Origin of the sequence: Thioclava sp. JM3, assembly GCF_002213185.1 — a bacterium.
In the GTDB taxonomy this organism is placed as follows: domain Bacteria; phylum Pseudomonadota; class Alphaproteobacteria; order Rhodobacterales; family Rhodobacteraceae; genus Thioclava; species Thioclava nitratireducens.
Genome location: NZ_NBOB01000001.1, coordinates 680,056 through 702,414 on the forward strand (window position 1 = coordinate 680,056; position 22,359 = coordinate 702,414).

The 22,359-nt window shown below is 65.2% G+C and carries 25 protein-coding genes; 15 read left to right on the plus strand and 10 right to left on the minus strand.

What is annotated here, in order from left to right; genetic code table 11:
- From pcaG to pcaD, 4 genes are read right to left on the minus strand one after another with little or no spacing between them, the layout of a single operon-like run.
- Entirely contained in the window at nucleotides 1-600 is a 600-nt protein-coding gene (gene pcaG / locus B6V73_RS03180) for a protocatechuate 3,4-dioxygenase subunit alpha (protein WP_088718373.1), read from the minus strand.
- Nucleotides 600-1,322: a protocatechuate 3,4-dioxygenase subunit beta gene (pcaH, locus tag B6V73_RS03185; RefSeq protein WP_088718372.1), complete on the minus strand. Its 723-nt coding sequence runs from the start codon at nucleotides 1,320-1,322 to the stop codon at nucleotides 600-602. Before pcaH ends, pcaG begins: the two co-directional genes overlap by 1 nt.
- Nucleotides 1,319-1,693, minus strand: a complete 375-nt coding sequence (gene pcaC, locus B6V73_RS03190) for a 4-carboxymuconolactone decarboxylase (RefSeq protein WP_199224641.1) — start codon at nucleotides 1,691-1,693, stop codon at nucleotides 1,319-1,321. Before pcaC ends, pcaH begins: the two co-directional genes overlap by 4 nt.
- Nucleotides 1,686-2,471 carry a 3-oxoadipate enol-lactonase gene (pcaD, locus tag B6V73_RS03195; protein WP_088724477.1) on the minus strand — a complete coding sequence of 262 codons (786 nt, stop codon included), beginning with the start codon at nucleotides 2,469-2,471 and terminating at the stop codon, nucleotides 1,686-1,688. Before pcaD ends, pcaC begins: the two co-directional genes overlap by 8 nt.
- Before the next feature lie 76 nt (nucleotides 2,472-2,547).
- Here pcaD and B6V73_RS03200 point away from each other — a divergent pair, with 76 nt between their 5' ends.
- The 4 genes from B6V73_RS03200 (at nucleotide 2,548) to B6V73_RS03215 (ending at nucleotide 7,139) form a co-directional block, all read left to right on the plus strand.
- On the plus strand, nucleotides 2,548-3,468 hold the full coding sequence (locus B6V73_RS03200; RefSeq protein WP_075777028.1) for a LysR substrate-binding domain-containing protein: 921 nt from the start codon (nucleotides 2,548-2,550) through the stop codon (nucleotides 3,466-3,468).
- Nucleotides 3,469-3,639: 171 nt separating this feature from the next.
- Nucleotides 3,640-4,584: a phosphoadenosine phosphosulfate reductase gene (locus B6V73_RS03205; RefSeq protein WP_088724478.1), complete on the plus strand. Its 945-nt coding sequence runs from the start codon at nucleotides 3,640-3,642 to the stop codon at nucleotides 4,582-4,584.
- A gap of 36 nt (nucleotides 4,585-4,620) precedes the next feature.
- The gene (locus tag B6V73_RS03210) at nucleotides 4,621-5,466 is read left to right on the plus strand and encodes a hypothetical protein (RefSeq protein WP_088724479.1); all 846 of its coding nucleotides are present in this window, start codon (nucleotides 4,621-4,623) and stop codon (nucleotides 5,464-5,466) included.
- Nucleotides 5,467-5,744: 278 nt separating this feature from the next.
- A complete protein-coding gene (locus tag B6V73_RS03215) occupies nucleotides 5,745-7,139 on the plus strand; it encodes an MATE family efflux transporter (RefSeq protein ID WP_088724480.1) in 1,395 nt (464 codons plus the stop codon).
- A gap of 161 nt (nucleotides 7,140-7,300) precedes the next feature.
- On the opposite strand, the gene B6V73_RS03220 is transcribed toward B6V73_RS03215, so the two are convergent.
- On the minus strand, nucleotides 7,301-7,759 hold the full coding sequence (locus B6V73_RS03220) for a hypothetical protein (RefSeq protein WP_088724481.1): 459 nt from the start codon (nucleotides 7,757-7,759) through the stop codon (nucleotides 7,301-7,303).
- A gap of 194 nt (nucleotides 7,760-7,953) precedes the next feature.
- On the opposite strand from B6V73_RS03220, the gene B6V73_RS03225 reads away from it, so the two are divergent.
- Nucleotides 7,954-8,193: a hypothetical protein gene (locus B6V73_RS03225; protein WP_088724482.1), complete on the plus strand. Its 240-nt coding sequence runs from the start codon at nucleotides 7,954-7,956 to the stop codon at nucleotides 8,191-8,193.
- Here the strand turns inward: B6V73_RS03225 and B6V73_RS03230 are convergent.
- On the minus strand, nucleotides 8,165-9,121 hold the full coding sequence (locus B6V73_RS03230) for a LysR family transcriptional regulator (RefSeq protein ID WP_240497773.1): 957 nt from the start codon (nucleotides 9,119-9,121) through the stop codon (nucleotides 8,165-8,167). The two genes, B6V73_RS03225 and B6V73_RS03230, sit on opposite strands and share 29 nt — an antisense overlap.
- A gap of 120 nt (nucleotides 9,122-9,241) precedes the next feature.
- Here B6V73_RS03230 and B6V73_RS03235 point away from each other — a divergent pair, with 120 nt between their 5' ends.
- Genes B6V73_RS03235 through B6V73_RS03245 form a run of 3 tightly spaced genes read left to right on the plus strand, consistent with a single transcriptional unit; the run spans nucleotide 9,242 to nucleotide 13,622 of the window.
- Nucleotides 9,242-10,471 carry an aromatic ring-hydroxylating dioxygenase subunit alpha gene (locus tag B6V73_RS03235; RefSeq protein WP_088724483.1) on the plus strand — a complete coding sequence of 410 codons (1,230 nt, stop codon included), beginning with the start codon at nucleotides 9,242-9,244 and terminating at the stop codon, nucleotides 10,469-10,471.
- A gap of 4 nt (nucleotides 10,472-10,475) precedes the next feature.
- The gene (locus B6V73_RS03240) at nucleotides 10,476-11,546 is read left to right on the plus strand and encodes a hybrid-cluster NAD(P)-dependent oxidoreductase (RefSeq protein WP_088718364.1); all 1,071 of its coding nucleotides are present in this window, start codon (nucleotides 10,476-10,478) and stop codon (nucleotides 11,544-11,546) included.
- Between the two features lie 39 nt (nucleotides 11,547-11,585).
- Entirely contained in the window at nucleotides 11,586-13,622 is a 2,037-nt protein-coding gene (locus tag B6V73_RS03245; protein WP_088724484.1) for an NADH:flavin oxidoreductase, read from the plus strand.
- 52 nt (nucleotides 13,623-13,674) lie between these two features.
- On the opposite strand, the gene B6V73_RS03250 is transcribed toward B6V73_RS03245, so the two are convergent.
- Genes B6V73_RS03250 through B6V73_RS03260 form a run of 3 tightly spaced genes read right to left on the minus strand, consistent with a single transcriptional unit; the run spans nucleotide 13,675 to nucleotide 16,152 of the window.
- Nucleotides 13,675-14,424, minus strand: a complete 750-nt coding sequence (locus B6V73_RS03250; protein ID WP_088724485.1) for an SUMF1/EgtB/PvdO family nonheme iron enzyme — start codon at nucleotides 14,422-14,424, stop codon at nucleotides 13,675-13,677.
- Between the two features lie 16 nt (nucleotides 14,425-14,440).
- Complete coding sequence (gene nirK / locus B6V73_RS03255; protein ID WP_075777019.1) at nucleotides 14,441-15,664, minus strand: copper-containing nitrite reductase; 1,224 nt, start codon at nucleotides 15,662-15,664, stop codon at nucleotides 14,441-14,443.
- A 59-nt stretch (nucleotides 15,665-15,723) separates the two neighbouring features.
- Nucleotides 15,724-16,152: a pseudoazurin gene (locus tag B6V73_RS03260; RefSeq protein WP_088718361.1), complete on the minus strand. Its 429-nt coding sequence runs from the start codon at nucleotides 16,150-16,152 to the stop codon at nucleotides 15,724-15,726.
- Nucleotides 16,153-16,361: 209 nt separating this feature from the next.
- Here B6V73_RS03260 and B6V73_RS03265 point away from each other — a divergent pair, with 209 nt between their 5' ends.
- Nucleotides 16,362-17,069, plus strand: coding sequence for a Crp/Fnr family transcriptional regulator (locus B6V73_RS03265; RefSeq protein WP_075777077.1), 708 nt, complete (start codon nucleotides 16,362-16,364; stop codon nucleotides 17,067-17,069).
- Between the two features lie 16 nt (nucleotides 17,070-17,085).
- Here B6V73_RS03265 and B6V73_RS03270 read toward each other — a convergent pair whose 3' ends face one another.
- The gene (locus B6V73_RS03270) at nucleotides 17,086-17,301 is read right to left on the minus strand and encodes a DUF1858 domain-containing protein (RefSeq protein WP_088718360.1); all 216 of its coding nucleotides are present in this window, start codon (nucleotides 17,299-17,301) and stop codon (nucleotides 17,086-17,088) included.
- 124 nt (nucleotides 17,302-17,425) lie between these two features.
- Here B6V73_RS03270 and B6V73_RS03275 point away from each other — a divergent pair, with 124 nt between their 5' ends.
- Genes B6V73_RS03275 through B6V73_RS03300 form a run of 6 tightly spaced genes read left to right on the plus strand, consistent with a single transcriptional unit; the run spans nucleotide 17,426 to nucleotide 22,351 of the window.
- Nucleotides 17,426-17,878 (plus strand): cytochrome c, encoded by a 453-nt coding sequence (locus tag B6V73_RS03275; RefSeq protein WP_075777016.1) that lies wholly within the window; start codon nucleotides 17,426-17,428, stop codon nucleotides 17,876-17,878.
- A gap of 12 nt (nucleotides 17,879-17,890) precedes the next feature.
- On the plus strand, nucleotides 17,891-19,240 hold the full coding sequence (locus tag B6V73_RS03280) for a cbb3-type cytochrome c oxidase subunit I (protein ID WP_075777015.1): 1,350 nt from the start codon (nucleotides 17,891-17,893) through the stop codon (nucleotides 19,238-19,240).
- Between the two features lie 2 nt (nucleotides 19,241-19,242).
- Entirely contained in the window at nucleotides 19,243-20,040 is a 798-nt protein-coding gene (locus tag B6V73_RS03285; protein WP_075777014.1) for a CbbQ/NirQ/NorQ/GpvN family protein, read from the plus strand.
- A 10-nt stretch (nucleotides 20,041-20,050) separates the two neighbouring features.
- Nucleotides 20,051-21,955: a VWA domain-containing protein gene (locus B6V73_RS03290; RefSeq protein ID WP_088724486.1), complete on the plus strand. Its 1,905-nt coding sequence runs from the start codon at nucleotides 20,051-20,053 to the stop codon at nucleotides 21,953-21,955.
- A gap of 1 nt (nucleotide 21,956) precedes the next feature.
- Nucleotides 21,957-22,130, plus strand: a complete 174-nt coding sequence (locus tag B6V73_RS03295) for a protein NnrT (RefSeq protein WP_075777012.1) — start codon at nucleotides 21,957-21,959, stop codon at nucleotides 22,128-22,130.
- Nucleotides 22,127-22,351, plus strand: coding sequence for an NnrT protein (locus B6V73_RS03300; RefSeq protein ID WP_075777011.1), 225 nt, complete (start codon nucleotides 22,127-22,129; stop codon nucleotides 22,349-22,351). The genes B6V73_RS03295 and B6V73_RS03300 overlap by 4 nt, the downstream gene beginning before the upstream one ends.
- The last annotated feature ends 8 nt before the right edge of the window (nucleotides 22,352-22,359 follow it).

Genomic DNA, 22,359 nt, shown 5'->3' on the forward strand with positions numbered 1-22,359 from the left:
TCAGATATCGAAGAAGACGGTTTCGCCCGCACCTTGCAGGCGGATGTCGAAGCGGTATTCGCCCGGGCCGGTCGCCTCGGCGACCATCGTGGCGATCCGGTCGCGATGCTCGATCCGCGCGAGAAGCGGGTCGCCCGAGAGATCGTCCTCGGGGAAATACATCCGGGTGTGCAGCCCGTGATTGATGCCGCGCGCGAAGATCCAGAATGAGATATGCGGCGGCGTCTCGCGGTCGCCCGAAAGCGCAATCGCGCCGGGCTTGATCGTTTCGAAAATGATCTCGCCCGTGCTGAAATCGGCGGGGATACGACCGAAGCCGGAGACCGCCGGATCTGCGCCCTCCTGCCCCGGATAGATCCCGGCGGCATCGGCCTGCCAGGTCTCCACCAGACAATCGCGCAGCGGCAGATCGCCGCCGTCGACGACGCGGCAGGTCACCTTGATCCGCTCGCCCTTCGCCTCCGGCCCGGCGATCTCGCGGCCCAGCGTCTCGAAAGGAGCCCCCTCGATGCCGCCCGCCTCGGGAGCGAGCCCGATATGGACGTAAGGCCCTGCCGTCTGCGAGGGCGTCAGGATCGGCTTGTCGAATTTCTGCACCATTACATGCCCTCCGGACGGTTCTCGAAATGGGTCTGGCGGTGGCCGCGCAGCACGATGTCGAAGCGATAGGCGATCGCGTCCATCGGTTTCGTCTCACTCATGTCGAGCGCCGCCACGAGCCGGTCGAGCGCGGCCTTGTCGGGGATCGTCTGCGCGATCGGGCAGCGTGCGATCAGCGGATCGCCCTCGAAATACATCTGGGAGATCAGGCGCTGGCCGAAGCTGTGCCCGAAGATCGAGAAGTGGATGTGGGCCGGGCGCCATTCGTTCGGACCGTTGGGCCACGGATAGGCGCCGGGCTTCACGGTCCGAAACGCGTAGGAGCCGTCCTCGCCCGTGATCGTGCGCCCGCAGCCGCCGAAATCGGGATCGAGCGCCGCCAGATAGCCGTCTTTCTTGTGGCGATAGCGCCCGCCCGCATTGGCTTGCCAGATTTCGATCAGCGCGTTCGGGATCGGACGGTTGTTCTCGTCGAGAAGCCGACCATGCACGATGATCCGCTCGCCGATGGCGCTGGTGCCGGGGCGGGCATAGTTCAGCAGCAGGTCGTTATCGAGCGCGCCGAGCTTCACATGGCCGAAGGTCGGCCCGGTCTCTTCGCTGGGCGAGCTGTCGAAGGCGATCAGCGCACGCTGCGGGCTGCGCAGCACCGAGGTCTTGTAGGCCGGCGTGAAGAGAGGCGGGTGGATACCGGCCTCGCGGGGGATCAAACGACCGGTCATTGGCCCATCTCCTTCAGCGTTTCCTTGATGATCTTGATCGCGTGATTGGCGCGCGGCACGCCCGCATAGACCGCGACATGCAGCATCGCTTCTCGCAGATCCGAAGGCGTGGCGCCGGTATTGGCGGTGGCGCGGGTATGCATCGCGATTTCCTCGTGATTGCCCTGCGCCGCCAGAAGCGCGATCGTCACGATGGAGCGTTCGCGCGGCGTCAGCTCAGGCCGCGACCAGACCGAGCCCCAGGCGCCCTCGGTGATGAACTCCTGAAACGGCGCGTCGAACTCGGTCTTGCTCGCATCGGCGCGGTCGACATGGGCGTCGCCCAACACACGGCGGCGCGTTTCCATCCCTGCTTCATATCGCTCAGACAAGCTCGTGCTCCTTCAGAAATTCAGTGATGAGACGCGCGACGTGATCGGGCGCCTCGATTGCGGGGATATGCCCCGCGCCTTCGATCAATTCGGCCCGCGCGCCGGGAATGTCGGCGGCCATCTCCATGACCTGTTCGGGCGGGGTCGCGCCGTCATGGCTGCCCGCGATCACCAGCGTCGGGGCGGAAATCTCGGGCAGAGCGTCGCGCAGATCAGCCCCGGCGAGCGCCTTGCAGCAATTCGCATAGCCCTTGGCATCCGTGCGCGCGACTTCCGTCACCCAGAGCGCGCAGTCGGGATGGGCGCGGAACGCGGGGCCGAACCAGCGCTCGATCACGCCGTCCGCCATCGCGGGCAGACCCTGACTTTCCACCGTGGCGATCCGCTCTGCCCAGCTTTCCTCGGTGCCGATCTTGGCGGCCGTATTGCTGAGCACCAACGCACGCACCCGCTCGGGGGCGATCCGCGCGATCTCCTGCGCGATCATGCCGCCGATGGAGCAGCCGACGAACACTGCCGCCTCGATACCCAGATGATCGGCGACCGTCAGCGCATCCTGCGCCAGATCGGTGATCGTGGGGGCGGTTTCGGAAGTAGCGCTCAACCCGTGACCGCGCTTATCCATGCGCACAAGACGATAGCCGGAGAGCGGGGCGACAAGGCCTTCCCACATCCGCAAATCGGTACCCAGCGAGTTCAGACATATAACCGGGACGCCCTGCGCCGCGCCGTCTTCGCGGTAATGGATATGCCCCCAGTCGCAATTAAGTGCGTGCATCCTCTTCCTCCCGCCATAATCTTTTCTGAAGTTTTCGCTTGAGCCAAATATAAAATGCACGTTAATCCATAACCCCATGGCTATGCATAAAGGTCTCAAGCTCCGTCACATCCGCGCCTTTCTCGACACGATCGAGGCGGGCGGGGTCTCGGCTGCGGCGCGTAAGCAGGGGATTTCACAGCCTGCCTTGTCGAAGACCCTCTCCGAGATGGAGGCAATGCTGGGCGGTGCGCTGCTGGAGCGACGCGGGCGGCGGTTGACCGTGACGCCGGCGGGAGAGGCATTTCGCCGCCATGCGATTCAGGCGTTGCAGGAACTGGAGGCCGGCGCGGCTGCGCTCAGCGGCGACGGGATCGGCGACGTGATCAATGTGGGCGCGCTGCCGACGGTGGCGGGCTCGATCTTTCCGGGCGTAGCCCTCGAGTTCAGCCGCGCCCATCCGGGCACGCGGCTCTCGATCAGCACCGGGCCCAACCTTTATCTGCTCGACCGTCTGCGCTCGGGTGCGATCGACCTGATGATCGGACGGATGCCCGCCGCCGCCGACATGCCGGGGCTGCGTTTCGATTTTCTCTACGAGGAAGAGGTCATTCTGGCCGCGCGCGCGGGCCATCCATTCGCGCACCGCCCCGCCCCCGAGGCGCTGCGCCAATGCGACGTGATCCTGCCTACGCGCGGCGCGATCATCCGGCGCATCGTCGACGATTATCTGGGCGCGCAGGGCATCACCGAGCCGCGCTGCCCGATCGAGACCGTGTCGCTCGCGACCGGACTCGGGCTGTTGGAAGGGTCGGATATGCTGTGGTTCATCTCGCGCGGCGTGGTCGCTCGCGAACTGGCCTCGGGGCTTCTGGTGAGCCTGCCGCTGGGCGCGCAGTTCATGTCGGGCGCTGTCGGGTTGACGATGAAGCACGAGATGACCGAGCGCCCCGAGGTCGCCCGGCTGACCGCGATGATGCATGAGGCCGCCCGGTTGCGCGCGGCCACGTCCGGCTGAGGCTTGGCCAAGCCGCGCTGCCCCAGTGCGCCAAGCCGCGTGCTGCAGGCTGGACCCCATTTGTGCTATCCGCCATATTGTGAACGATTTTTCATGATTTCTCGCCCCCGAGAGACGCCCGACATGGCCACGATTTCGGGCCCCGCCAAACCGCCGAGATAGGTTACACCAATGCCTGATACCGCCTTGAAAGACCGCCAGATCGCCTGGACTGGGCAGCTCGAACGGATCGGGGCGGATCATGGTTTCTACCGCCGCCTCGATGCCGAGCATAAGGCACTATTCGTCGAGGGCGACGACACGCTGGTCGTGACCTTCGACAATCTCGACGATGCGCGCCAGAAGGTCGAAGAGCGCCTGCCCTGGGGCGTGAATTTCATCAACTCGCAGGGCTGGTCGGCGCTTGGCATCGGGGCGCATGGCTGGACATGGTACCGCGCCGAAGCGGTCTATGATTTCTTCGACGAGATGCGCGAGACCGGATTTTTCGAGCGGTTCCGCCGCGTGGTGTTCTACGGCACCTCGATGGCGGGCTACGCGGCAGCGGCGTTTTCCTCGGCAGCTCCCGGCGCCACGGTGCTCGCGCTCTCGCCGCAAGCCACGCTCGACCGCGACGTGACCGGCGGCTGGGAAGGGCGCTATCGCGCGGTCTGGCGGCGCAATTTCACCGATCGCTACGGCTATGCGCCCGATGAGGCCGCACAGGCGGCGCAGATGTGGCTCCTCTACGATCCGACGGTGCGCGAGGATTCGATGCACGCGACCTTGTTCCGCGCGCCCAACGTGACCCGGATCCGCTGTCGACGCTTCGGCCATCGGCTGGGGTCATCGCTTACCGCGATGGGCGTTCTGAAACCTATCACGCAACGGGTGGTCGCGGGCGACGCGACCCCGGCGGAGATCTACGCTTTGCTGCGTGCGCGCCGCACCGTGCCCGCCTATCAGAAAACCCTGCTGAAACAGCTTCTCGCGATGAAGCGGCCGCGCCTGACCTATGACTATGCCCATGCGGTGCTGAGGTCCTCCCACCCCGCGCGGCGACCGCATTACCGCAAGGCGATGGACGAGATCGCCAAGCAATTCGACTGGCCCATCTACACCCCTCCCGCAGCCTGACCGCCGCGAAAGACCTTCCCAATCAGGAGCCTTCCCTTGTCCCAACTGCCGACGATCGCGACCCTGTGGATCGGTGACCGCCTGTCTTGGCTCGAACAGCTGAGCCTGAAATCCTTCGTCGATGCGGGCCATGACACCCTGCTCTATTGCTACAACCTGATCCCGAACGCCCCGCCCGGCGTGACGCTGCGCGATGCGCGCGACATATTTCCGGGCGACGAGATCATCCGCCACAAGCGCACCGGCAGCCCCGCTATCCATGCCGATCTGTGGCGGCTGCACCTGATGGAAAAGACCGATTACATCTGGGTCGATGCCGATGTGCTTTGCGTGAAACCCTTCGATTTCACCGATGATTACGTATTCGGGCTCGAGAAACCGCACCTGATCTGCAACGCGGTGATGCGCCTGCCGGCGGAGTCGCAGACCCTGCGCGGGCTGCTGGATTTCGTGGCCGACCCTTACGCGATCGGGCCATGGCTGAAGGAAGAGCAGCAAGAGGAATTGCGCGCAGCCCGCGATCGCGGCGAACCGGTGCATTTCTCCGAGCAGGAATGGGGACTGACCGGCCCGGCCGCGCTGAGCCACTTCCTGCGCGAGACCGGCGAGTGGGACCATGCGCTCTCGCAACAGGCCTTCTATCCGATCTCCTTCAAGGACCGGAACAAGATGATCATGTCGCGCTTCGACGTGGAGGCGGATTTCCTCACCGACGAGACCTATGCAGTGCATATGTGGGCGCGTCGGATGAAGCCGCGTCTGGAAGAGGCCGAGAACAACCGCCCCCGGCGCGGAAGCTACATGCACAAGGCGCTGCTGAAACACGGCATCACGCCCTCTGAAGCGCCGATCCCGCCGAAGGTGAAGCCCGTCGACGCCTGACGCAATGGCGCGTCGCCGCGTCGACATCGGCAACGCGCGCGCCCAAGGCGTGGCAGAGGGACATCATGCGCTGCGAGAAACGAATCCGGCCGAGCTACGCCATATTGCCCGAGCGGTGATTTGCGGCTATCGAACGGACAGGTGCCGGGCACCTGCCGCCTGCAGACAAACGTCACGGTGAAACCCGGAGCAAGATGACATCTCACCCTCGATGCATTTCGCAGGTGGGCAATGCAGGCACCCTCCCCATTCGGAATGCCTCTGCGGAGGAGTGAGCGATGTCTGTTGGACCCGCTTCGAACACTGTTGAAAACCGCTTTCTGACCCGCCCCGTCGGGCGATTGTTCCTCTCGAATGCGCTCCCCATGGCGGTTGTCATGTCCACCGGGGGGCTGTTGAACGTGATCGACGGCATCTTCGTCGGTCGTTTCATCGGCGCTGAAGCCTTGGCCGCCGTCAGCCTGGGCTTTCCGGTCGTCATGTTGCTCACCGCGCTGACCGCCCTGGGCGGCGGCGGCATGTCGAGCCTGCTCGCCCGCCATCTCGGAGCCGGCGATCGAAGCAAGGCGGGCGCCGTGTTCGCCCGCGCGCACGGCTTGGCGCTCGCGATCAGCGCGGGGTTGATCGCCACGGCGCTGACTCTCGGCCCGTCCGTCGTCTCCGCCCTCGCCGCCGGGAACGAAGCGGTCGCGGCGGAAACGCGCAGCTACCTGCTGATCCTTATCCTCGGCGCGCCGGTCCAGTTCACCTTGGGGCTGCACGCCGATGCCCTTCGCAACGAAGGACGCGCGGGGCTGATCGCGCTGCTCTCGGTGCTGGTGAACCTGCTGAACATCGCGGCGAACTATGTCGCGATCGTGCTCCTCGGGCTGGGCGTCGCGGGCTCTGCCGTCGGCACCGTGAGCGCGCAGATCCTCGGGCTGGCGCTGGTGCTGATCGTGCGGGCGCGCGATCGGGATCTGCTGCCGCTCGGGGCGCTCGTGCAGGCCAGTTGGCTGTCGGGATGGGGGCGGATTCTCGCGCTCGGCCTGCCGCTGTCGCTGACCTTCATCGGGATGGCGCTGGTCAGCAGCACGGTTCTTCTTCTGATCGGCACCACCTCCGCGGATCACGCGAGCTATGTCGCGGCCTATGGTGTGGTGACGCGCATCCTCGGGCTGGCCTTCCTGCCGCAGATGGCGATCGCGCTGACGACGCAGAGCATCACCGGAAACAATGTCGGCGCAGGCCGCATCGCGCGCGCCAGCGCAGCCCTGCGCCTCGCAATCGCCGTCGTGTCTCTCTGGTGTGCCGGTGTGGCGCTGACGTGTCTCGTCGCGGGTGAACCGCTTGGTGCGATGTTTTCGGAAGATCCGCAGGTCACGGCGGCAGTCGCGGCGATCCTCCGACCGATGACGGCGCTCTACGTCTTCACCGGGCCGATCCTCGTTCTCGCCATGCACTTTCAGGCGATGGGCCATCCGCTGCGGACGGCGGTGCTGACACTGGTGAAACCCTGGTTGTTGGTGCCGGCCCTGCTGGTCCTCATGGATGCGCTGGCCGGTATCGAGGGCCTGTGGTTCGCCTTTCCGATTGCGGATGCAGTTCTGCTTGGCCTCGCGCTGCTCCTGATCAGGCGGGTCCGTCCTATCGCCTCCCTCTCGGCGGCCCCGTCTGCCGAGAAAGCGGCCTGACATCGCCGCTCCCGAGATCGCGTCGCCCGAGGCCGGATGGCGTGGCTGCGAACGGACGCGCGCCCCCAACCGGGGCGCGTGCCTGCAGGTGACCCGACCTTTCCAAATGCGATCTGCCCGCTCGCCTTAGCGGCCCACCAGTCGGCGACGAGATCGCGTTATCAGCCGTCGGACCGGTTCCAGACGGCGCTGGAAGACGCGGGCCTCAGGTCGGGCGGCGCGGTCTCGAGATAACGCCGGAACTGCCGGACCAATTCGTCGGCGATCACCGGCTTTTCGAATTCCGCAACGATGTTCGGGAACTTGGATCGTTCGAAATTGACGACCTCCGCACCGCTGCCGACGATGACCGCGGGAATCCCGTGCCGTTTCAGCCAGGGAAGCGCTTTGGCAGCGGCGGCTTCGTGCAGCGTGACGTCAATCACCGCCGCCAGAATCCCGCCCGGGCCATACGCCTTCAGCTCACGCACATCGCACGTGGCGCAATGCGCGACGCGGAATCCGGCCTCCTCCAGCACCTGCTCGAAGTCGAGCGCGAGGACTGTTTCACTCGTAAAAAGCACAACAGGGCGAGAACGAACCAGATCGCCTTGATATGTCTCTGCGTTCTTCTGTTCCATGTGTGAAGTCTAGCATGAATCTGAAGTTTTCGGTATTCATTTCAATTACATAAACTTAACACCCTCGGCCACTTGACAACTTTGACTGCGAGCAGTTCGTGACCTCCCTGCCCTCAATTGACAAACTTCTCGAAGATATTAACCTTGGGTAAGCTGATTTAAGTTGAGTAAGTTTAGTCGGTCCGGAGGGTTTCATGGCGAACGACCACGGCAAGCGCCTGACCAGACTCCAGATCATGGTTTCGGACGACGAAATCAAAGCACTGGATGACTGGCGTTTTTCCCAGCGGATGCCGAGCCGTGCTGCCGCCATTCGCGAACTGCTCCGACGCGGCCTCGGGGCCGAAGGCTATATCGAAGAGGCCGGCAAGCAAGGCGATTCCAGCAGTTTCGGCGTCATAGACGTCAACCCTGATCGCCCGACATCGCGGTGATGCGCGCTCGGGCGCTGTCCGTCGTGACGCTCTGCGCGACGAGCCAGTCGCGGAATTTCTTCGCCTTTGCGGAGGCGCGCCGGTGAACCTTGATGTAGAAGCACTGCGGTGACACGACGCTTTCCGCCCCGAGCGTGACGAGCTCTCCGGCCTCGATCAAGTGACCCACGAGGCCGTCCCAGCCCAGCAAGGCGCCGATGCCTTCCTTCGCCATCTGCAACCCGATCATGTAATTGTTGACGGTGATCCGTTTGCCGGTCGGCTGCGGGCACCCAAGCTCGGACAGCCAGTCTGGCCATTCGGTCCAGCGATGGCGCTCGCGGGTGATGTGGATCAGCGGGACACGATGCAGGTCATGCGCGGAGGCGATGCCGTAACGCGCGGCAAAAGCCTCCGAGCCGACCGCGCAGATACGGTCCTGAAAGAGCTGCGTGCAGCTTTCGTCCCCTTCGGGGAACACGCCGTAATGCAGGCTCAGATCGACGGTCGCTTCCAAATCCACCGCGTCGCTCACGATCTGCGAGACGTTAATTTCCGGGTGGGTCAGCCAGAATTCCGTCAATCTCGGGGTGAGCCAAAGCGAACTCACCGCGGTCGAGGCCAGCACCATCACGTCGTCTTCCGCGACGGGCCCGCGCATGTCGCGTACCACGTCGGAAATGGCTTCGAAGCTGCGCTGCACCGCGTTGAAAAGATAGGCCCCGGCTTCGGTCAATTCGACGCCGCGATGCTGGCGGCGGAAAAGCTGCTGGCCAAGCTCCGTCTCGAGCGCCCGAATCTGATGGCTGACGGCCGTCGGGGTCACGTTCAGCTCTGAAGCCGCCGCCTTGAAGCTTAATTTTCGGGCAGCCGCCTCGAAACAATTCAGTGAGCTAAGCGAGGGAAGATCATAGGGGCGCTGCATGATGTCGGTTTCGAACCATTCCATGTCGAAATATGTCTTGGGTGAGTTCAACTCACCCCGGATGAATATTTATGACGTTGAGAGGCACAAAAAAGCAAATTTGAAATGAGGTGAAATCACGCTTGGATAGGAAAGGCCGCGCCCGTGACACCTCCTCTTGCCGATCTGCTCGCACATCGCAAACCCGGATATTCGCTCGACCGGGCCTTCTATACCGACCCGGGCATATTCGAGGCGGATCTCGAGCATATCTTCTATCGCCAGTGGCTCTTCGCCATTCCCGCCTGCCAGCTGGTCAAGACCGGCGACTATGCGCGCCTGAAGATCGGGGCCTATGACGTCGTTCTGGTCAAGGGCAGCGACGGCGAGATCCGGGGCTTTCACAACACCTGTCGTCACCGTGGTTCGATCCTGTGCAAGACGAGCGCGGGCCGCGTGGCCAAGCTGGTCTGCCCCTATCACCAGTGGACCTACGATCTCGATGGCAGCCTGCTCTGGGCGCGCGACATGGGGCCGGATTTCGACCCGGCAGCGCACAGGCTGCGCCCAGTTCAGACCCGCGACCTCTGCGGTCTGATCTATATCTGCCTTGCCGATGACGCCCCCGAATTCGAGGCCTTCGCCGCGATGGCCCGCCCCTATCTGGAGGTCCACGACCTGCACCGGGGCAGGGTCGCCTTCACCTCGTCGATCATCGAGGAAGGCAACTGGAAGCTGGTCTGGGAGAACAACCGCGAGTGTTATCACTGCTCGAGCAACCACCCCGAGCTGTGCAACTCCTTCCCGCTCGACCCGGAAGTCGCGGGCGTTTCCCCAGATGGCTCGATCTCGAGCCGGCTGCAGGGGCATTTCGACCGCTGTGAGGCATCCGGCGCCCCGGCGCAGTTCCGTCTGGGCGGCGACGGCCAATACCGCCTCGCGCGGATGCCGCTGCAGGACAACGCCGTCAGCTACACAATGGACGGCCGGGCGGCGGTGCGCCGCCCCCTCGGCCGCGTCGCCCTGCCCGATGCCGGCTCGCTTTTGAAATTCCACTACCCGTCGACCTGGAACCATTTCCTGCCCGACATTTCGCTGACCTTCCGGGTGATGCCAATCAGCCCCACGCAGACCGAGGTCACCACATGCTGGATCGTGGATCGCGATGCGGTCGAGGGGGTCGATTACGATCTGCAACGGCTGATCGAAGTCTGGATCGCCACCAACGATCAGGATCGCGAGATCGTCGAGGACAACCAGCGCGGCATCAATTCTCCGGCCTATACGCCGGGCCCCTACAGCCCGGACTGGGAATCGGGCGTGATCCAGTTCGTCGACTGGTATGCCGCCACCATGACCCGCGCGGTTGCCCCGCGCAGCCTCGCGGCGGAGTAGGCTCATGGCTGCAAATGCTCAACCGCTCCTTCAGTTCTGGACCGACGACGAACCGCTGGAATGCGTCAACTTCCTGCCCGAGGCCCCGAATACGGCGAGCTTCACCTTTCGCCCGCCCTCGGGCGCGCTGTTTCACTTCAATGCCGGGCAGTTCGTGACGCTGGAATTGCCGGTGGCGGGCGGCCCGCTGCACCGGACCTTCACGATCTCCTCCTCGCCGTCGCGGCCCACCTCGCTCACCGTCACGGTCAAGGCACAGCCGACCTCGCTCGGCACGCGCTGGATGCTCGACAATCTGCGCCCCGGCATGCGGATCAAGGCGTTGGGGCCTGCGGGGATGTTCTCGAACGTCGTGCATCCGGCGTCGAAATACCTGTTCATCTCGGCAGGCTCCGGCATCACCCCGATGATGTCGATGACGACGCAGCTCTATGATGCGGGCAGCGACCCGGACATCGTCTTCATCAACTGCGCGCGTCGTCCGTCCGAGATCATCTTCCGCGAACGGCTGGAGCATATGGCCTCGCGCCTGCCCGGCATCGCACTGACATGGGTGGTTGAAGAGCAGGATCCCTACGCGCCCTGGACCGGGATCAAGGGGCAGCTGAACCAGCTCATCCTTGGCCTCGCAGCCCCCGATTACCTCGAGCGCGAAGTGTTCTGCTGCGGCCCCGAGCCCTTCATGCGCGCGGTGCGCGAGGCGCTGACCGGGTTGGGTTTCGACATGGACCACTACCATCAGGAGAGCTTCAACGCGCCGGTCGCCGACCGCCCCGTCGAGCCCGAAGACGACGTGACCCCCGACGAGGATGCCGCCGTCGAGGTCACCTTCGCCAAATCCGGCAAGACCGCGAAAATCAAGGAGACCGAGACCCTGCTCGCCGCCGCGAAAGCTGCGGGCGTGCCGCTGCCGTCCGGCTGCACTTTCGGGGTCTGCGGCACCTGCAAGATCAAGACCAAGGGCGGTCAGGTCCACATGGTCCACAATGGCGGCATCACCGATGACGAGATCGAAGACGGCTACGTCCTCGCCTGCTGCTCGAACCCGATCGGGGATGTCTCGATCGACGCCTGAGCCCCCTGCCCTCAAGACCCGACCTCAAGGAGTCCGCCCATGTCCAGTGATCCGCTTCTGCAACCCTATCAGCTCAAGCATCTGACGCTGAAGAACCGCCTGATGATCACGAGCCACGAGCCCGCCTATCCCGAGGACGGGATGCCGAAGGAGCGTTACCGTGCCTATCACGTCGAGCGGGCCCGCGCGGGCGTGGCGCTGACAATGACGGCGGGCTCTGCCTCCGTCGCCCGCGACAGCCCGCCGGTCTTCAACAACGTCCTCGCCTGGAAAGACGAGGTCGTCGGCTGGATGAAAGATCTGACGGATGCCTGCCACGAGCACGACTGCGCCGTGATGATCCAGTTGACCCATCTCGGACGCCGCACCCGCTGGGACAAGGCAGACTGGCTTCCGGTCGTCTCGCCCAGCCACGAACGCGAAGCCTCGCACAAGGCCTTTCCGAAGAAGGCCGAGGATTGGGACATCTCGCGCATCATCGAGGACTATGCCGACGCCGCCGAACGCATGAAAGCGGCAGGGCTCGACGGGATCGAGCTGCAAGCCTATGGCCACCTGATGGATCAGTTCTGGTCGCCTCTGACGAACGAACTGGACGGGCCTTACGGCGGCAGCCTGGAGAACCGGCTGCGCTTTACCTTCGACACGCTCAAGGCGATCCGCGCGCGGGTGGGCGACGAGTTCATCGTCGGCGTGCGCTACACCGGCGACGAGGACCTGCCCGGCGGCATCACCCGCGAAGAAGGCTTGGAAATCTCGCGGCGGCTGAAAGACAGCGGCATGGTCGATTTCCTCAACGTGGTGAAGGGCCATATCGACACCGACGCGGGTCTGAGCGACGTGATCCCGGTGCAGGGCATGCGCAGCGCGCCGCATCTCGACTTCGCCGGAGAGATCCGCGCCGCCACCCAGTTCCCGACCTTCCACGCCGCCAAGATTCAGGATGTCGCCACCGCGCGGCACGCCATCGCGGAGGGCAAGCTCGACATGGTCGGCATGACCCGCGCCCACATGGCCGACCCCCATATCGTCGCCAAGATCATGCGCGGCGAGGAAGAGCGTATCCGGCCCTGCGTGGGCGCGAATTACTGCCTCGACCGGATCTATCAGGGCGGCATGGCGCTGTGCCTGCACAACCCATCGACCGGGCGCGAACTGGAAATGCCGCATGAGATTACCAAGGCCGACGCGTCGCGCCGGGTGGTCATCGTCGGCGCCGGTCCGGCCGGACTGGAGGCCGCGCGCGTGGCCGCCGAACGCGGTCATGAGGTCATCTTGCATGAAGCCGCCAACGATCCCGGCGGACAGGTGCGCCTGACCGCGCAATCCAAGCGCCGCCACGAGATGATCCAGCTGATCCAGTGGCGTTTCGCGGAATGCGAGCGTCTCGGCGTGAGCTTCCGATTCAACAGCTATGCCGATGCGGACACCATCCGCGCAGAACAGCCCGATGTCGTCGTGATCGCGACGGGCGGGCTGCCGCATACCGAGGTGCTGGCCGCAGGCGATGATCTTGTCGTCTCGAGCTGGGATATCCTCTCGGGCGACGCCCGCCCCGGCAGCAACGTGCTGATTTATGACGACGCTGGCGACTACGCCGCCCTGCAAGCCGCCGAGACCCTCGCCGCCGGCGGCGCCAAGGTCGAGATCATGACGCGCGACCGCAATTTCTCCTCCGAGGTCATGGCGATGTCGCTGACCCCGTCCTTGCGCGAATTGCAGGCCCGCGACGTGACCTTCACCGTGCTCTGGAAGCTGACGGGCGTGGCGAAGGAGGGCAACGGCCTGGTCGCGACCATCGGCAGCGATTACGGCGACTTCACCCGCGAGCGGCATGTCGATCAGGTCGTCGTCAATCACGGCACCCGACCGCTGGACGATATCTATTTCGATCTGCGCGATGGCTCGAGCAATCAGGGCGAGGTCGATTACGAGGCTCTGATCGCGGGCGAACCGCAGAGGGTCGCGCGGAACCCAGACGGCACCTATCAGCTTTTCCGGATCGGCGACGCGGTCGCGGCGCGCAACACTCACGCCGCAATCTACGACGCGCTGCGACTGGTGCGGACGGTCTGATGCGCTCGTGACGGCTCGATGGCGCGGGGCCGACAGCCGAGGCCCTTGCGCATCAAATCCGGGTCTCGCTGACGAGGCGCAGGCCCAGATGCGCGGGCGGGCTTCCGACGGCACAGCCGCCCCGCGCCGGATCTCGCACCAGAAACGGGATAGCTGCGACATGCTCGCCGCCCGCGAAAAAGGCCGCGCAGCGCTTCGGATCGACCGGGCCGCCGCCCTCCCCGCCATAGCAGTCCTGCGTCCATTCCCAGACCGACCCGTCGAGATCGACGATCCCCTCGGCGCTGGTCGAGAAGCTGCCCCGCGGCGACAGCTTGCGCGGCGCGAGACCGCTCGTCAGGTAGGTCGAGGCCCAGGTCAGGTCAGGATCGGTGAAGATCGGGTCTTCCTTCTCTGGCAGCACGTCCTTGGCCATGAACTGCCACTCGGCGATCGTCGGCAGCCGAAATTCGTGACGCGCCTTGCGGTTGATCCAGCCGAGATACTGCTCGACGTCGACATGGCTCAGCCCGGTCGCCGGGGTGGCCTCCGGCGCACTGCCGTGCGGCGCGCGCAAGGCAAGCTCGCAGGCGCCGTCCGCGTGGCAACGGTTCCACTCCGCGACGGTCACCTCGTATTTCTGAACGTAGAGCGGGTGGCCGTTGGGCAGCGTCACCGCCCGCTCGGCCATCTGAGGCACGTAATCGAGATCAGGGCCGCGCAGGAAACCCCACGCGGCCCCGAGGGCGAGGATCGCCGCACCCGCCGCAAGCACCTGACGAAGGGAAAGACGTGGTGCGCGCGAACTGGGCTTGGCGATCATCTCCGGTCTCCTTCGATCAGGTTTCCACCACGTGGGGCGGCATCACCTGCTCCATCAGGGCGTTGTCCCAGGCACCGTCCACCACGAAGTGGGCCGTCGCGCCCAGCAGGGCCGCCTCGATCAGGTTATGGTTGACGTAGGCATAGACGCCCGGCTGCAGGAAGGTGTACATCGCCGCCCCCGCGCTGCCGCCGCGGATGAACCAGGTCTCCTGATCCTTCTGCGGGGGATTGGCGAATTTGCCGTTCTCCCAGACATAGTCGCCATGACCGCCGATCAGGTGCGGACGGGTGTCGCGGTTCGCCTGATTGTGGATCATCAGAACCGTGTCGCCGACCTTGGCCTTGAACGCGTTCTCGCCCGTCAGAGCCCCGACCGAGCCGTTGAACACGGAGTGGGTCGGCGTGAGCGTGCGCATCGCCTCGACACTGTCGGAGAAGTCCTCGCCGGCGACCTCGTAGGTCTTGTAATCGCCGTTCTCGTCCATCGGCAGATAGAAGTCCTGCTCGCCGATATAGGCGATCGTGTCGTAGCGCAGCGGGTTGCCCTCGGCATCCTTGAGCCCGTCACGCGGCAGCACCATCAGCGTGCCGTTCATGCCGTGGGTGACGTGGTAGGGGATCATCGCCCCGCCCGGCGCGCAGTGATAGGTGAACACGCCCGGCCGCGTCGCCTTGAAGCGCAGCACCGTTTCCTCGCCGGGATAGACATGGGTCAGGCCACCGCCGCCCAGCGCGCCCGAGGAGGCGTGGAAGTCGATATTGTGCTCCATCTGCGAGTCGGCGGGGTTGGCGAGGGTCAGTTCGACATAGTCGTCCTGGTGCACGATGATCAGCGGGCCGGGAACCGAGCCGTTATAGGTCAGCGCCCAGATGCTCGCGCCGGTATCCTCGTCCACCGTCAGCAGAACCTCCTTGGTCTCCATCCGGATCTCGACGATTTTCGGGCCACCGGTCGCGACCTGTTCGTGTGCGGGAGCAAAAGGCGGCGCGACCAGCTCCTGGCGGACGCGGGTATAGCCCGACAGGTCCACCTTCGGAGCAGCGACCTGCGCCTCGGCTTCGGCGAGGATGAATTTCGGCGCGGCAGGGCGCGGCGCGACATGGGGCGCCATGCGCTTGGACGGGGTTCCGGCCATCCCGGCCCCTGCGGTCATCGCCGCGGCACCTGCCAGAAGCGACCCGCGCAGCACATTGCGCCGATTGGTTTTCACGAGAGCTGGATTGATAAATTTAGGCATTTTAGCCTCCGATGGTTAAAAGTAGCAGGAAGTTGTCGCGCGTTTCCTGCCGCGGGCGCTCACAGCGCGCCCAATTCCGCTTCGAAGCGTTCCTTGGCTTTCTTCGGCACACGGCCATCGAGGAACCCTTCGGGTGCCTTGGCGTCGCCCACCGAGATCAGCATCACCATGCCCATTGCGTAGTGCGGCTTGCAGCGCACCGCGTAGAGCCCTTCGGTGTCGAGCGTGACCTCGACGTCCTTGTTGACCTTGCCGGCGAAGCCCTCGGCCCCGTCCGGGATCATGCCGTCGATGGTTTCGGCGTTATGGCCCTTGTCGGTGGGAACGAAGCGGATCGTGTCGCCGGGGGCGGCCTTCACGAAGGCGGGTTCGAAGACCATCACGCCCTTTTCGCCCTTGTTGAGCATGTGGACTTCATAGGTCTCGGCGCTCGCCGCCCCGCCCAGAAGAGCGGTCATCGCGAGGGCGGAAATCAGGGTGCGGATCATCTCTTGTCCTTTCCTTGCATCCTTGGATTGCCCTTGGTTTAGCGATCTCCGCGCCGACGTTTTTTGTTCTGGCGCAAACTTCGCGGCGCTTTTCACGAAATCGCGATATTTTTTCACCCGCCGCTCGCGCGCGTGTGACTTTTCGTATTGGACGTGGCGGGGGCCGTATGTTTAGAGAAGGCATGAGCGCGCCTGCCCCCCGCAAGACCATGCCGCGGCTCGACGAGAGCCTGCTGACGCCGATGCCCCCGTTCTCCCGACTGGAGAAACGGCAAATTCGCGAGATTCTCGATCTCGCCAGCGTACGCCGCTTCGACGAGGGCGTGGCCGTCTTCGAGGAAGGCGCCCCGGCCGAACGGTTCTACATGCTGCTCGACGGCTATATCCGGGTGATGCGGATCACCCCCACGGGCGAGCAGGTGATCGCGCTGCATATCCCCTCGGGGCAGCTGTTCGGGATCGCGCAGGCGATCGGGCGTACCACCTACCCCGCCACTTCGGTCACCGCTTCGGAGGCGATCGTGCTGGGCTGGCCGATGCGGCTCTGGGATCAGTTCGTGGCGCAGTATGACGGCTTCGCGACAGAGACCTACAAGACGGTCGGACAGCGTCTTGGCGAGATGAACAACCGCATCGTCGAGATGGCCACCCAACAGGTCGAGCAGCGGGTCGCCAATTCGCTCCTACGACTGATCAATCAGACCGGGCGCAAGGTCGAGGCCGGAATCGAGATCGATTTCCCGATCACCCGGCAGGATCTCTCGGAGATGACCGGAACGACGCTGCACACGGTCTCGCGGCTGATGAGCGCGTGGGAAAAACAGGGGCTGGTCGCCAGCCGCCGCAAGCGGATCACCGTGACCGATGCGCATCGTCTGGTGCTGATCTGCCGCGGGGAGCTGCCCCCCTCTCGGTAGCTGCCCCGATAGTCGTCTAGGCAGCCGCCTCGATCGCCGCGCCCAGCTCGGCGATGAACCCATCGAGATCGAGGTGATACTCGGTGCAGGCATCGTCGATCGTGTGGAACGGGTTCACGAGACAGCCGACGCAGAGCATCTTGTGACGCATGAACACCTCGATCGTCGCGGGCCATTCGCGCATCAGCGCGTCAAGCGTGACATCCGGGTTCTTCCAGCTGGGTTTTGACATGGCGGGACCTCTCTGCCGACCACGTTAATCCCAGCAATCCCATCAAACGTTGTGCTGGCGCAAACTTCCCAGTCGCGAACGCCGCTATCCCTCGGGCCATCGACTGACCCCAAGGGAGGCCCCAATGGCTGAAATCCTGACCAAGTCGCGGGCGCGAAACATCTTTTACGGAGGATCCATTTTCTTCGTGCTGGTGTTCATTGCACTGACCGCGCAGAGCCACTTCTACATCGTGAACAACTCAACCGCCTCCGCCCCGCTGACCGAACAGGTCGCGCGCGGCAAGGCCGTCTGGGAACGCAATTCCTGCATCAACTGCCACACCCTGCATGGCGAAGGTGCCTATTTCGCGCCCGAGGTCGGCAACGTGATGACCCGCTGGGGCGTCGCCGACGATCCGCAGGGCGCCTACGAGACGCTCGACGCCTGGATCGCGGCGCAGCCTTCCGGCATCGAGGGCCGCCGCCAGATGCCGCATTTCGACATCAACGAAGAGGACATGCGCGCACTCGCGGAATTCCTCCGCTGGGCCGATCACACCGACACGCAGGGCTGGCCGCCCAATGATGCGGGCTGAGGAGACAAACAGATGAAATACCAATCCCAATCCGTGGCGAAAGCCTATTTCTACTGCGCGATGCTGCTGTTCGGCGTACAGGTTCTGGGCGGCCTTCTGGCTGGCTGGATCTACGTTTCGCCCAACACGCTGTCCGAAGTACTGCCCTTCAACGTGATCCGGATGATCCACACCAATGCGCTGATCGTCTGGCTGTTGCTGGGTTTCTTCGGCGCGGCCTATTTCCTCGTGCCCGAGGAAAGCGAGCGCGAGATCTTCTCGGTCAAGCTCGCCTATCTGCAACTCGCGATCCTGATGATCGGAACGCTGGGCGCAGTCGGCTCCTATCTCGTCGGTATCCATGGCGGGCGCGAGTTCCTCGAACAGCCCCTCTGGGTGAAGTTCGGCATCCTCGTCGCCGCGGTAATCTTCCTGATCAACATCTCGCTGACGGTGCTGGCGGGTCGCAAGACCGCGATCACCAACGTCCTACTGATGGGCCTTTGGCTGCTGTCGCTGCTGTGGATCTTCGCCTTCATCAACCCCGACAACCTGTCGCTCGACAAGATGTACTGGTGGATGGTCGTGCACCTCTGGGTCGAGGCGACCTGGGAACTGGTGATGGCCGCGATCCTCGGCTTCCTGATGCTCAAGCTGACGGGCGTGGACCGCGAGGTAGTCGAGAAATGGCTTTATGTCATCGTCGCGACCGCGCTGTTCTCCGGTATCCTCGGCACCGGGCACCACTTCTACTGGATCGGCACGCCGGGTTACTGGCAGTGGGTGGGCTCGATCTTCTCGACCTTCGAGGTGATCCCGTTCTTCCTGATGATGTCCTTCGCCTTCGTGATGGTCTGGAAGGGCCGCAAGAACCACCCCAACAAGGCAGCGCTCCTGTGGTCGCTGGGCTCGTCCACCGTGGCCTTCTTCGGCGCGGGCGTCTGGGGCTTCCTGCACACGCTGCACGGGGTGAACTTCTACTCCCACGGCACGCAGATCACCGCGGCGCACGGGCACCTCGCCTTCTACGGGGCTTATGTCGCGCTCAACCTCGCGGTCTTCACCTACGCGATGCCGATGCTGCGCGGGCGCGATCCCTACAACCAGGTCCTCAACATGGGCGCGTTCTGGCTGATGACCGGCGGCATGGCCTTCATGACCTTCGTTCTGACCTTCGCAGGCACGATCCAGACCCACATGCAGCGGGTCGTGGGCGACTACTACATGGATGTGCAGGACAGCCTGTCGATCTTCTACCTGATGCGCTTCGGCGCGGGGGCGGCGGTCGTGCTGGGGGCGCTTCTGTTCATCTACTCGCTCGTCGTGGTGCGCCGGCGTGAAGTCATCGCCCCGGGTCCCGCAACCCCCGTGGCAGGAGAATGACGATGTCCCTCGACATGACCAACGACCGCATCCCCTACTACCACCCCACCGGCCGCGAATGTGCCCTGTTCGAGCGCGCGCATGACAACGGTTTGCCCCTTCTTCTGAAGGGGCCGACCGGCTGCGGCAAAACCCGCTTCGTGGAGCATATGGCGGCGCGGCTGAACAAGCCGGTCTACACCGTCGCGTGCCATGACGACCTGTCGGCGGCGGACCTGATCGGGCGCTATCTGCTGAAGGGCGGCGAGACCGAATGGGTCGACGGGCCGCTCACCCGGGCGGTACGCGAAGGGGCGATCTGCTATCTCGACGAGGTGGTGGAGGCGCGCAAGGACGTCACCGTGGTGCTGCACCCGCTCACCGACTCGCGGCGCCGTCTTATCATTGACCGCACCGGCGAGGAGCTGGACGCGCCGGAGGGCTTCATGCTCGTGGCCTCCTACAACCCGGGCTATCAGAGCGTGCTCAAGCGGCTCAAACCCTCGACCCGGCAGCGGTTCCTCTCGATCGCCTTCGACTTTCCCGAACCCGATGCGGAAACCCGCGTGATCACCGCCGAGACCGGCCTGCCGGTGGCGCAGGTGGTGCCGCTGGTGCGCCTCGCCGGGCATATCCGCAAGCTCTCGGGCATGGATCTGGAGGAAGGCGTCTCGACCCGGCTTCTGGTCTATGCCGCGCGGCTGATCGGCGCGGGCATCGCGATCGAGGAGGCGCTGGAGACCGCCGTGGTCCAGGCGCTCAGCGACGAGGCGGACGTGCAGCAGGCGCTGCGCGACCTGATCGCCACGATCTACGGCTGAGGAGCACGCCATGAAACTGATGGACCTGATGGAGCCAGAGGAAACCGTAGGCGAAATCTGGCACGATCTGGCCAAGGATATCGGTCGGGACGATCGCCATCCCGACGCCGCGGTCGAGCTGGCTGCGTTGCGCCCCTCGCTCGCGCTGCTGCTGCGCGCGCTTGGCGGCGGTGCAGATGTCGAAATCGTCGAGGCCCCGGCCACCCCGGTCCGTCACCGCCAACCCGTCCGGCGTCGCCTTGGCGCCGGGCGCGAGACCGAGCGCATCGCCCGCTTCGACGGCGCGCGGCTGCGCCTGCCGCCGGTGATGGATGTCTTCCCCCGATCTGATCTCAACCGCGCGGCCTATTTCTGGCTGACCGCACTGGCTGCGCTCAGCCGCGACGCGATGCCCGATCTGCCCGACGAGACCGACGGCCCGGCGTTGGATTGCGCGCAGATCCGTGCCAATGCGCGAGCCTGCGATCTGGCCTATCGCCGCTGCATCGGGCTGCGCGCGCCCTACCACGAGATGGCGGCGCTCACCCTCGCACGTCGCCGCAGATTGTCGCGCCCGGCGGCCGAGGCCGCGCTGGAGGCCGCGCTCTGCGACCAGCTTTCCGCCGATGGCACCCCCGCCCCGCTGCCCGAGACTGCGGGGGGCGCACGCGGTTACATGCCGCTTGCCCCGGTGCCGATCTGGCTGCAATTTGCCCCCAACACCGCAGGCCGCAGCGCCGCCTCGGAAGAGGCCGATGCCCCCGCCTCTGCCCCGACCGCGATGGCCAGCACGCAGCGCAAGCATGGCGAGCGCCGCGATCTCGATCAGGCGCGCCGCCGCGACAGCTTCATCATCCACCGCTTCGAGTCGATCCTGTCCTGGGTCGAGGCGCTCAACGTCAATCGCTCGGTCGACGACGATGACGAGGACAACGCCGCCAAGGCCGCCGAGGATCAGGACCAGATCACCCTGACGCGGCATGATCGCAAGGCCGCGACGCGTCTGCGGCTGCATCTCGACCTCTCGCCCGCCGAGGCGGAGCACGAGGCGCTGGCGGGCGAGCATGTCTATCCCGAATGGAACCACCGCAGCCGCGCCTACATGGAGGGTCACTGCCGGGTGCTCGACGCGCCCGCGCGGCCCGAAGCCGCGCAAACCTTCCGCGCCGATCCGCGCTATATCCGCGCCGTGCGCCGTCAGTTCGAGGCGCTGCAACCGCGCCGCATCCTGCGGCCGCGCCAGATCGACGGGACCGAGCTGGACCTCGACGCCGTCATCGCGAGCCGCGCCGATCTTGCCGCGACCGGGCGGGGCAGCGACCGGATCTGGCAAAGCCTGCGCAAGGTCGAGCGCGACCTCGCCGTGGCCTTCCTGATCGACACCTCGCGCTCCACCGAGGCCGCGATCGGCGAAAGCTGCGTGATCGACATAGCGCGCGAGGCGATGTCCGCGCTGGCCGAGGGGCTGGACGCGGCGGGCGACCGTTTCGCGATCTGGGGGTTCTCGTCGCTCCGCCGCGACCGGGTGTTCCTGACGCGGGTGAAAGGCTTCGACGCCCAGATGGCCCCGCCGATCCACGCCAACATCGCGGCGCTGCGCCCGGGCCATTACACGCGCCTCGGGACCGCGATCCGTCACGTCTCGGCACAGCTCGCGCAGGAAAGCGCGAGCCGCAAGCTGCTCATCGTGCTGACCGACGGCAAGCCCAACGACCTCGACCATTACGAGGGCCAGCACGGCATCGAGGACAGCCACATGGCCGTGCGCGAGGCCCGCCACGCGGGCCAGAGCCTGCACGGCGTCATCATCGACGAGGACGGGCAGGACTGGTTCGCACGGATCTTCGGGCGCGGCGGCTTCACCCTGCTGCCCCGGCCCGAACGGCTGCTGCGCGCCCTGCCCGACATTTACCGCTCGCTCACACAGGAGACCTGACATGCGTAAACTGACCCTTCTTCTCGCCCTCGCCCCGCTCACCGCACAGGCGGCAAGCTTCGATCGCCCGATCCCGCAGGCGCAATCGGCCACCGCCGAGTTCTGGTTCGCGCTGGCGGCGCTCGCGCTCGTCGCGGCGCTGGCGGTGGTGGCGCGGGTGGTCGCCCGGCGATGAGTGCGCGCTGGTCCCCTGCCCGGATCGCGCTGCTGCTCTACCCGTTCGGCTGGGGCGCTTTCGCGGTCAACGTGTTCTTCGCCTCGCTGATCGGGTCGTGGGTCGGGCTGCCGGTCGCGACTCCGGTCGTCTCGCTGGGGTTGGGCGCGGTAGTTGCCGTGCCCGCGACCTACGCCTTCGCATGTCACATCCGGCGGCTGATGGACGCCGCCGAAAACTGAAAGGAGCC

Excerpts from the sequence above, each read along its gene's own strand:
- B6V73_RS03245 (WP_088724484.1), top strand. The coding sequence starts at position 11,586 with ATGTCCAGTGATCCGCTTCTGCAACCCTATCAGCTCAAGCATCTGACG.
- B6V73_RS03275 (WP_075777016.1), top strand. The coding sequence starts at position 17,426 with ATGGCTGAAATCCTGACCAAGTCGCGGGCGCGAAACATCTTTTACGGA.
- B6V73_RS03220 (WP_088724481.1), bottom strand. The coding sequence starts at position 7,759 with ATGGAACAGAAGAACGCAGAGACATATCAAGGCGATCTGGTTCGTTCT.
- B6V73_RS03290 (WP_088724486.1), top strand. The coding sequence starts at position 20,051 with ATGAAACTGATGGACCTGATGGAGCCAGAGGAAACCGTAGGCGAAATC.
- B6V73_RS03285 (WP_075777014.1), top strand. The coding sequence starts at position 19,243 with ATGTCCCTCGACATGACCAACGACCGCATCCCCTACTACCACCCCACC.
- B6V73_RS03230 (WP_240497773.1), bottom strand. The coding sequence starts at position 9,121 with ATGGAATGGTTCGAAACCGACATCATGCAGCGCCCCTATGATCTTCCC.
- B6V73_RS03240 (WP_088718364.1), top strand. The coding sequence starts at position 10,476 with ATGGCTGCAAATGCTCAACCGCTCCTTCAGTTCTGGACCGACGACGAA.
- B6V73_RS03215 (WP_088724480.1), top strand. The coding sequence starts at position 5,745 with ATGTCTGTTGGACCCGCTTCGAACACTGTTGAAAACCGCTTTCTGACC.
- pcaH (WP_088718372.1), bottom strand. The coding sequence starts at position 1,322 with ATGACCGGTCGTTTGATCCCCCGCGAGGCCGGTATCCACCCGCCTCTC.
- pcaG (WP_088718373.1), bottom strand. The coding sequence starts at position 600 with ATGGTGCAGAAATTCGACAAGCCGATCCTGACGCCCTCGCAGACGGCA.
- pcaD (WP_088724477.1), bottom strand. The coding sequence starts at position 2,471 with ATGCACGCACTTAATTGCGACTGGGGGCATATCCATTACCGCGAAGAC.
- B6V73_RS03205 (WP_088724478.1), top strand. The coding sequence starts at position 3,640 with ATGCCTGATACCGCCTTGAAAGACCGCCAGATCGCCTGGACTGGGCAG.
- B6V73_RS03280 (WP_075777015.1), top strand. The coding sequence starts at position 17,891 with ATGAAATACCAATCCCAATCCGTGGCGAAAGCCTATTTCTACTGCGCG.
- B6V73_RS03265 (WP_075777077.1), top strand. The coding sequence starts at position 16,362 with ATGCCGCGGCTCGACGAGAGCCTGCTGACGCCGATGCCCCCGTTCTCC.
- B6V73_RS03225 (WP_088724482.1), top strand. The coding sequence starts at position 7,954 with ATGGCGAACGACCACGGCAAGCGCCTGACCAGACTCCAGATCATGGTT.
- nirK (WP_075777019.1), bottom strand. The coding sequence starts at position 15,664 with ATGCCTAAATTTATCAATCCAGCTCTCGTGAAAACCAATCGGCGCAAT.
- B6V73_RS03200 (WP_075777028.1), top strand. The coding sequence starts at position 2,548 with ATGGCTATGCATAAAGGTCTCAAGCTCCGTCACATCCGCGCCTTTCTC.
- B6V73_RS03250 (WP_088724485.1), bottom strand. The coding sequence starts at position 14,424 with ATGATCGCCAAGCCCAGTTCGCGCGCACCACGTCTTTCCCTTCGTCAG.
- B6V73_RS03270 (WP_088718360.1), bottom strand. The coding sequence starts at position 17,301 with ATGTCAAAACCCAGCTGGAAGAACCCGGATGTCACGCTTGACGCGCTG.
- B6V73_RS03295 (WP_075777012.1), top strand. The coding sequence starts at position 21,957 with ATGCGTAAACTGACCCTTCTTCTCGCCCTCGCCCCGCTCACCGCACAG.
- B6V73_RS03260 (WP_088718361.1), bottom strand. The coding sequence starts at position 16,152 with ATGATCCGCACCCTGATTTCCGCCCTCGCGATGACCGCTCTTCTGGGC.
- B6V73_RS03300 (WP_075777011.1), top strand. The coding sequence starts at position 22,127 with ATGAGTGCGCGCTGGTCCCCTGCCCGGATCGCGCTGCTGCTCTACCCG.